Annotated in this window: 5 protein-coding genes and 1 pseudogene; all 6 read right to left on the bottom strand. The window is 78.9% G+C overall.

The window, feature by feature from the left end; all coding sequences use genetic code 11:
• Window positions 1-59: 59 nt before the first annotated feature.
• On the bottom strand, window positions 60-869 hold the full coding sequence (locus ACFVXK_RS35150) for an HpcH/HpaI aldolase/citrate lyase family protein (RefSeq protein WP_389620298.1): 810 nt from the start codon (window positions 867-869) through the stop codon (window positions 60-62).
• A complete protein-coding gene (locus tag ACFVXK_RS35155) occupies window positions 866-2,239 on the bottom strand; it encodes a CaiB/BaiF CoA transferase family protein (RefSeq protein WP_389620301.1) in 1,374 nt (457 codons plus the stop codon). Before ACFVXK_RS35155 ends, ACFVXK_RS35150 begins: the two co-directional genes overlap by 4 nt.
• Window positions 2,236-3,243 (bottom strand): ribokinase, encoded by a 1,008-nt coding sequence (gene rbsK, locus ACFVXK_RS35160; RefSeq protein WP_389620304.1) that lies wholly within the window; start codon window positions 3,241-3,243, stop codon window positions 2,236-2,238. Before rbsK ends, ACFVXK_RS35155 begins: the two co-directional genes overlap by 4 nt.
• The gene (locus ACFVXK_RS35165; RefSeq protein WP_389620307.1) at window positions 3,240-5,351 is read right to left on the bottom strand and encodes an ADP-ribosylglycohydrolase family protein; all 2,112 of its coding nucleotides are present in this window, start codon (window positions 5,349-5,351) and stop codon (window positions 3,240-3,242) included. The genes rbsK and ACFVXK_RS35165 overlap by 4 nt, the downstream gene beginning before the upstream one ends.
• Window positions 5,348-6,493, bottom strand: a complete 1,146-nt coding sequence (locus tag ACFVXK_RS35170) for an ADP-ribosylglycohydrolase family protein (protein ID WP_389620310.1) — start codon at window positions 6,491-6,493, stop codon at window positions 5,348-5,350. Before ACFVXK_RS35170 ends, ACFVXK_RS35165 begins: the two co-directional genes overlap by 4 nt.
• 20 nt (window positions 6,494-6,513) lie before the next feature.
• A pseudogene (locus ACFVXK_RS35175) lies at window positions 6,514-7,959 on the bottom strand (ADP-ribosylglycohydrolase family protein); the annotation flags it as partial.
• Window positions 7,960-8,113 lie beyond the last annotated feature (154 nt).

The following is an 8,113-nucleotide window of genomic DNA, read 5'->3' on the forward strand; positions in this document are numbered from 1 at the left end:
GGTCTGGGGCGGAGCCCCAGGGAACGGGCGAAGGGCGGGTAGGGGACGGCCCCGCAGGGTCAGACGGGGCGCCGCGCGAGCGAGAGGGTGCGGTGGGCGGCGGCCACCACCGCGGGGTCGACGAAGCGGCCGTCCGGGAGGGCCAGGGCCCCCGGCGCCGCCCGGGCCGCCGAGACGATCTCCTCGGCGGCGACGACCTCCTCCGGCCCCGGGAGGAACGCCCGCTCGATCACCGGCAGCTGCCGCGGATGGATCGCCGCCCGCCCCAGGAACCCCAGCGCCCGCCCCCGCGCACAGGACGCCGCCAGCGCCTCCAGGTCCCGGATGTCCGGGAACACCGACTGCGCCGGCGGTGCCAGCCCGGCGGCCCGGGCGGCCACGACCACCCTGGAGCGCGGCCAGTCGAGCCCGCCCTCCGCGCACACCCCGAGGTCCGCGCAGAGGTCCGCCTCGCCCAGGGTCAGCCCCTGCAGGGAAGGGTGCGCGCGGGCGATGTCGTACGCCCGTTCCACTCCCAGCGCGGACTCCAGCAGCGCGTACAGCGCCACCCCGCCCATCCGGTCCGCGACCCGGACGACCTGCTCCGGGGCGTCGATCTTCGGCAGCCGCAGCCCCGCCAGCCCGTGCAGGCGGGCCAGGGCGGTGAGGTCGGCGCCCGCCCAGGGGGAGCCCAGGGCGTTCACCCGTACGTGCACCGGCACCGGCGGCCGTTCCGCGAGCAGCTCGGCGGTGGCGGCGCGGGCGTACTCCTTGCGGGAGGCCGACACGGAGTCCTCCAGGTCCACGATCACGGCGTCCGCCCCGCAGCGCAGGGCCTTCTCCACCACCGCCGGGCGGTCCCCGGGTGCGTACAGCCAGGTCAGGATCACAACGCACCCTCCGTGCGCAGAGCGGTGATCTCGGCCCGGGTCAGGCCGAGTTCGGTCAGCACGGCCTCGGTGTCCGCACCGTGCGGGCGGCCCGCCCAGCGGATCCCGCCGGGGGTCTCCGACAGCCGGAAGAGGACGTTCTGCATCCGTAGCGGGCCGAGCTCGGGGTCCTCGACCTCGGTGACCGTGCCGAGGGCCGCGAACTGCGGGTCGGCCAGCACGTCCCGTACGTCGTAGACCAGGGCGACGGCCGCCTCGGCCTCCTCGAAGGCCGTGACCACCTCCTCCGCCTTGTGGCGGGCGATCCAGCCGCCGACCGCCTCGTCGAGGAGGTGCGTGTGCGCGGCCCGGCCGGTTCCGGTGGCGAACCAGGGCTCGTCCGCCAGCTCCGGGTGGCCGACCAGCCGCACCACCCGCTCGGCGATCGACTGCGCCGACGCGGACACCGCCAGCCAGCGGCCGTCCGCGCTGCGGTAGGTGTTGCGCGGGGCGTTGTTCGCGGAACGGTTGCCGGTGCGGGGCTGGACGTAGCCGAGCTGGTCGTACCAGAGCGGGTGCGGGCCCAGCACGGTCAGGATCGGCTCGACGATCGCCAGGTCCACCACCTGGCCGTGGCCGGTCCGCTCCCGGCCGGCGAGCGCGGTCATCACGGCGTACGCGCAGGTCAGCGCGGCGATCGAGTCGGCCAGGCCGAACGGCGGCAGGGTCGGCGGGCCGTCCGGCTCGCCGGTGATCGCGGCGAAGCCGCTCATGGCCTCGGCGAGGGTGCCGAAGCCGGGGCGGCGGGCGTACGGGCCCTGCTGGCCGAAGGCCGTGACCCGGGCCAGGACGAGGCGGGGGTTGGCCGCCGACAGCTCGGGCCAGCCCAGGCCCCACCGCTCCAGGGTGCCCGGGCGGAAGTTCTCGACCACGACGTCGGCGGTGGCGGCCAGCCGCAGCAGGGTGTCCCGACCGCCGGGGGTGGACAGGTCGAGGGTGATCGTCCGCTTGTTCCGCCCGAGCAGTTTCCACCACAGCCCGATCCCGTCCTTGGCGGGACCGTGCCCGCGCGAGGGGTCGGGCCGCCCGGGGTGCTCGACCTTGACCACCTCGGCGCCGAAGTCCCCGAGCAGGGTGGCGGCGAGGGGCCCGGCGAACAGCGTGGCCAGGTCCAGCACCCGCAGCCCGGCCAACGGCCCGCCACCCGGGCCGGGGGCGGTGTTCGAGCCGGTGCCGGTGCCGGTGCCGCTGCCGCTGCCGGTGCCTGAGCCCGGGCAGGCGTCCGGGCCGGAGCCTGCGCCGGAGCAGCCACCGGCGTCCGGGCGGGCGTCCGGGCGGGCGGCCGGGGCGGGGTGGGCGGGCCCGCGGCGGGCCCGGGCGGCCGGGGTCATGCCGGGCCTCCCGGTCCGGCCCCGCCAGAACCCGGCTCCGGGGGCCCCGCCGGAGCGGCGGTGTCCGGTGCCGACGACCCGGCCGGGGCGCCGGACTCCGGCTCCGGGGGCCCGGTCAGCGCGGCGGTGTCCGTCTCCGTGCGCGTCGGCATCGAGGACTGCGCCCCGGGCCGCTGCACCGAGAGGGACGCCGCCACCGACGCCCAGCGCAGCGCCTCCGGCACCGGCCGGCCCTCCCCGAGGGCCACCGCGAGCGCCCCCACGAAGGTGTCACCGGCGGCGGTGGTGTCCACGGCCCGCACCCGGGGCGCCGGCACGGTCAGCGGCTCGCGCCCCCGGGCCGCGTACAGCGCGCCCGCCGCGCCCAGGGTGATCACCACCTCCGGGACCTCCCGCAGCAGCACCTCCGCCGCCCGGTGCGGGTCGGTGAGCCCGGTCAGGGCGGCGGCCTCGTGCTCGTTGGGGACCAGCAGGTCGGTGGCGGCGAGGAGTTCGGGGGGCAACGGCTGGACGGGGGCCGGGGTGAGGACCGTGCGCACCCCGTGGGCGCGGGCGGCGCGGGCGCCGGCGAGGACGGCCTCCAGGGGGAGTTCGAGCTGGAGCAGCAGGCAGTCGGCGGCGCCGATGCGGGAGTCGTCACCCGGCTCCAGACCGGTGACGCGGCCGTTGGCGCCGGGGATCACGACGATGCTGTTGGCGCCCTCGTCGTCGACGGTGATGTGTGCGGTGCCGCTGGCCCCTTCGACGGTGCGCAGGGCGGCGGTCTCGACCCCCGCCCCGGCGAGGGCCGCCCGCAGCCGGACGCCGAACTCGTCCGCGCCGACCGCGCCGATCATCACCACCTCCCCGCCGAGGCGGGCGGCGGCCACCGCCTGGTTGGCGCCCTTGCCGCCGGGGACGGTGCGGAACTCCCGGCCGGTGACGGTCTCCCCGGGGTGGGGGGCCTCGGGGACGTAGGCGACGAGGTCCATGTTCGTACTGCCGAGCACGGCGATGGCCGTCATGGTCGGGCTGCCTCCTGGGCGGTGAGACGGGCGAGGGTGTCGAAGCCGACGCCGTCGAAGCCGGCGACGGTGGTGGAGAGGCGGTTCCCCAGCGGGGCGGTCCACCGCTCCGGGATCCGGTCGGGGGAGCCGGCGAGCAGTCCGGCGACGGAGCCGGCGGTTGCCCCGTTGGAATCGGTGTCCCAGCCGCCGGACACCGCGCCGCACACGGAACGGGTGAAGTCCCCGTCGGCGTGGGTGAGGGCGGCCGCGATCAGGGCGGTGTTGGGCAGGGCGTGCACCCAGTGGTAGCCGCCGTAACGGGCGTGCAGCAGGTCCACGACCCGCTCGAAGTCGCCCTCGGCGCGGGCGGTGCGGATCCCGAAGCGGACGGCTTCGGCGAGGCGCGAGCGGGGCGGTACGACGGCCAGCCCGGCCCGCAGCGCGCCGTGCACGTCGGCCCGGCCGGAGGCGGCCTCGGCGACGGTGGCGGCGGCGAAGAGGGCGGCGTGGACGCCGGTGGCGGTGTGGCTGAGGGAGGCGTCCCGCCAGGCCTGCTCGGCGGCGGCGGCCGGGTCGCCGGGGTTGGTCCAGCCGTGGACGTCGGCGCGGATGAGGGCGCCGATCCACTCGCGGAAGGGGTTGTGGTGGCCGGCGGTGAGCGGGGGTTCCAGGCCGAGGAGCAGATTGCGGTAGGCGATCCGCTCGGCGGTGAAGGCGCGCCCGGCGGGGAGTTCGTCGAGCCAGAGGCGGCCGAGGTCGGCGGTGGTGAAGCGCCTGCCGTGGCGCTGGAGGAGGAGCAGGCCGAGGAGGGGGTGGTTCAGGTCGTCGTCCTCGGGGGTGCCGTCGATGTTCTCGGCGAGGGAGGTGGCGGCGGAGCGGCGGTTCCACGGGTGGGCGGCGAGCAGCTCCGGGGGGACGCCGCGGGCGGTGAACCAGTCGTCGAGCGGCCAGTTCCCGGCGGCCCGGGCCAGCGCCCGGATCCCGTGCAGCGGCAGCTTCTCGACGGGCTTGCCCAGTACGCACCCCACGGCCCGCCCCACCCAGGCGGCCTCCAGCCGGGCACACAGCCCCGGATCGCCCGGCCCGGCCCCGCCACCGGGCTCCGGCCGGGTCCGCAGGACGACGCGCCCGGCGGCCGTGCGACCGGGCTGCGGGCCCGCCCCGGAGGCGACGGCACCGCCGGGGGTCGCGCCGCGGTCCGTGCCGGACCCGGGCGGCGTGTGCGGGGTGGCCGGGGACGGCGTGCACCCGGGCCGTGGGCCCGGGCCGGAGGCGACGGCACCGCCGGGCCCGCTGCCGGGGCCCGGGCCGGCTGTCCCGGGCGTCCCGGCTGTCCCGCCCCGCCCGTCTGGCGCGGCAGCGGGCGGCGTGTGCGGGGCGGTCGGGGACGGCGTGCACCCGGGCTGCGGGTCCGGGGCGGAGGCGACGGCACCGCCGCGGTCCGTGCCGGATCCGGGCCGCGTGTGCGGGGTGGCCGGGTCCGGCGTGGAGCACTGGCGGGGGCCGAGCGCCGGGTCGTGGAGGGCTGGGGCCGTTCCCGGGGGGCGGGGGGCGGGGTCGGGGCGGCCGGCCGGCTGCGGCGTGGGCCGGTGGGGGTCCCGGTCGGCCCGGGGTTGGTGGGGGACCGCTGCTGCGGGCTGCGGCGGGGCGGCCGGGCCCGGCCTCCGGGGGGTGGAGGGCGCACCCGGGGGCTGCGGCGTGGGGGCCGGCGGGCCGCTCGGCGCCCCGGTGGGCCACGTGGCGCGGATGGCGGGCCAGGAGGTGGGCTCGTCGGCGGCCGACGGGACCGGGAGGGCGGCGAGTTCGTCCAGCAGGCGGGTGGCGAGGGCGCGCAGTTCCGGACCCGCCGGGGTGGGGGAGGCGCCGGCCCGGGCGGGGGCCGGCCGGCCGCCGGCCGCCAGCCAGGTCCGCAGCAGCGGGCCGGCGTCCCGGCCGTCCTCGGCGGCCTGCCGCAGCTCGTGCCCGACCAGGTCCTCGGGCTGTGCCCAGGTCAGCCGCACGAGCTCCGCCCCGGTGCCGGGCGGGGCCGCCGGGGTGCGGGCCGCCGAGGCGTGTCCGGTGGTCCCGGCCGGTGCCCTGCCCGGCCCCCGGGTGGGACGGTGCCGGTCGGTGGGGGGTCTCGTCATCGGGGGGACGCCAACGCCGTGAAGGCCGTCTCGTGGGCGCGGCGGCGGTCGCGGTCGCGGGCGAAGACCTCGCGGGCCACGGCGGCCAGTGCCGCCGCCGGGGCGTGCAGGTCGAGGCGGCTGGCCTCGGCGACCCGTTTGGCCCAGCCCTCCGGGACCGCCCCCGCCCCGCCCAGCGCCCCGGCGATCGCCCCCGCCATGCCGGCCGTGGAGTCGCAGTCCCGCCCGTAGTTGACGGAGCCGAGCACCGCCGTCTCGTACCCGCCGTCCGCGACCAGCAGCATCCCGAGCGCGATCGGCAGCTCCTCGATCGCGTGCAGCCGCGACGGCCGCCGGGCGCCGAGCGAGGGCGCGCGGTAGTCCGGGCCGACCGAGTCGTACGGGGCCACCGCCTCCCGCAGCGGCCCGAGCGCGGACTCGAAGTCCCGGTGGCGCAGCGCCTCTTCCCGTACCGCCGCGATGGCGGCCCGGGTGCCGTCCTTGGCCAGGTCCAGCGCGGTCTCCACCACCGACGCGGCCGTCGCCCCCGGCAGGCACGCCGCCGCGACGGCCGCCGCGAAGACCCCGGCCGCCTCCCGTCCGTACGAGGACTGGTGGGCGCCCGCGACGTCCAGCGCCTCGGCGTAGGCGGCCCGCGGGTTGCCCGCGTTGACCAGTCCGACCGGCGCCATGTACATCGCCGCACCGCAGTTGACGATGTTGCCGGTGCCGGCCTCGCGGGGGTCGGCGTGCGCGTAGTGCAGCCGCGCCACGATCCACTTCTCCGCGAGGAACACCCGCTGGAGCGGCAGGGCTTCGGCCTCCAGCTCGGGGATCCAGCGCGGTACGGACATCAGGTCGGGTACGAGGTGCTCGGCGATCGCGTACGCGTCCAGGTGGTCCCGTACGGCCGTGTAGACCCGGACCAGCGCGTGCGTCATGAGGGTGTCGTCGGTGACGTGCCCGTCGCCCTTGTGGTACGGCGCGATGGGGCGGGCGGTGCGCCAGTCCTCGTACCAGGGGCCGACGACGCCGTGCACGCGCCCGCCGTGCCGTTCGGCGATCTGCTCGGGGGACCAGCCCTCCACCGGGCCGCCGAGGGCGTCTGCGACGGCGGCGCCGACGAGGGAGCCGGTGATCCGGTCCTCCAGCGTGAACGTCATGTTCGAATCATCCCTCGTGTCGGTGCGGTGAGTTCCGTACGGGTGAGGAGCGCGGCGAGCTCGACCAGGTCGGTTCCGGCCAGCCGGGGCAGCGCGCAGCCGGACAGGACGCGGCAGGCCTCGCGCCAGGAGGCGGGCAGGCAGTCGCCGCCGCCGAGGGCGCCGGTGAGGGCGCCCGCGAGGGCGGGCGCGGAGTCGGCGACGCGGGAGAGGCAGGCGGCGGCCGGCACGGCCTCGGCGGCGCGGCCGCGGGCGGCGGTGGCCAGGGCCAGGGCGACGGGGACGGTCTCGGCGGCGGCGATGCCGTAGCTGTAGACGTGGTCCACGATCTGGTGTTCCAGCAGCGGGACGAGGGCGAAGGCGCCCTCGCCGTCGGTGCGGGCGAGCCGGACCGCGTGCCGGGCGTTGCGGCCGATCTCGGTGGCGGCGGGCAGCTGTTCGAGAGCGGCGTCGACGGCGGCGCCGGTGTCCGCCCCGGCGAGGGCGGCCGCGACGGCGGCGGCCATGGCGCGGGCGCCGTGGACCCCGTCCCCGTCCTGGGTGTAACGGGCGTCGAACTCGGCGAGTTCCGCGGCGGCGTGGGGGTCGCCGGGGTGGACGACGGCGAGCACGCAGGCGCGGACGCAGGCGGCGTCGTCGAAGTAGTGCGGGTTGTCGTGGCCGGTGGCGGGCGGACGCAGACCGGCGGCGAGGTTGCCGAGCCCGGCCCGTACGGAGATCCGGGCGCGCATCGGCAGCACGGCGGACTCGACCTCGGGGGCCCGTTCCGCCGCCGCGGCGACCTCGCTGGCCAGGGCGTTCCAGGCCAGGTCGATGGCGGCGCGCATACGGCGGGACCGGGAGAGGTCGCTGAGCAGGGCGCCGGCGGCGGTGAGCACGGACTCGGCGGCGAAGGCGGCCCATTCGGCGTCGTCGGAGGGGCCGAGGCGCAGGGGCTCGGGGGGCTGGTTGAGGGCGATGGGGACGGGGAGGGTGGTGGTGGCGTTCTGCTCGGCGAAGGTGTCGAGCTCGCGGGTGAGGCGGCGGGTCCACTCGGGCATCCGGCTGGCCCGGTGCCGAGCGGCGGGCCACCCGGCCGCGTCGCCCGCGGCGAGCCCGAGCAGGAGCCCCTCGATCCGCCGGCGCGGCTCGGCCGCCTCCGCCGTCCCGGCCCGGTCGGCCTCCGGTTGTCCGGCGCGGGTGCGGGCGGCGCCGATCGCCCCGGGGGATCCGGGCCGCGCCTGGTCGGTGAGGGTCCGCACCGGGGATCCGGCCCCGGCCCGGTCCGTGCCGGCCGCTCCCGGGGATCCGGCCGGGGCGAGGACTTCCCCCGCCCCGCCCCTTCCCGAAACCGGGGGCGGGCCCCCGGGCCCCCGCTCCGGCGCGCCGCCCGCCGCGGCGGGGTCGTATACGGCGGGGCCGGGTGCCGAGGGCGTGGTGACCGGTGCGGTGGCCGTCGGGCCCGGCTGCGGTGCACCGCCCGGCAAGGCGGGGCTGAGGGGGGCGGCGGCCGGTTCCCCGGCCCCCCGCCCCTGCGGGGGGCCGGGCGTCCCGGGCCCGTGTCCCGGCGCCGGGACAGGCCGGGCGGTCCCCGCCCCTGCGCCGGTGGCCGGGGCCACGGCCCCCGGGCCCGCTGCGGGG

The sequence above is a fragment of the Streptomyces sp. NPDC058157 genome, from assembly GCF_042884105.1.
Lineage (GTDB): Bacteria > Actinomycetota > Actinomycetes > Streptomycetales > Streptomycetaceae > Streptomyces.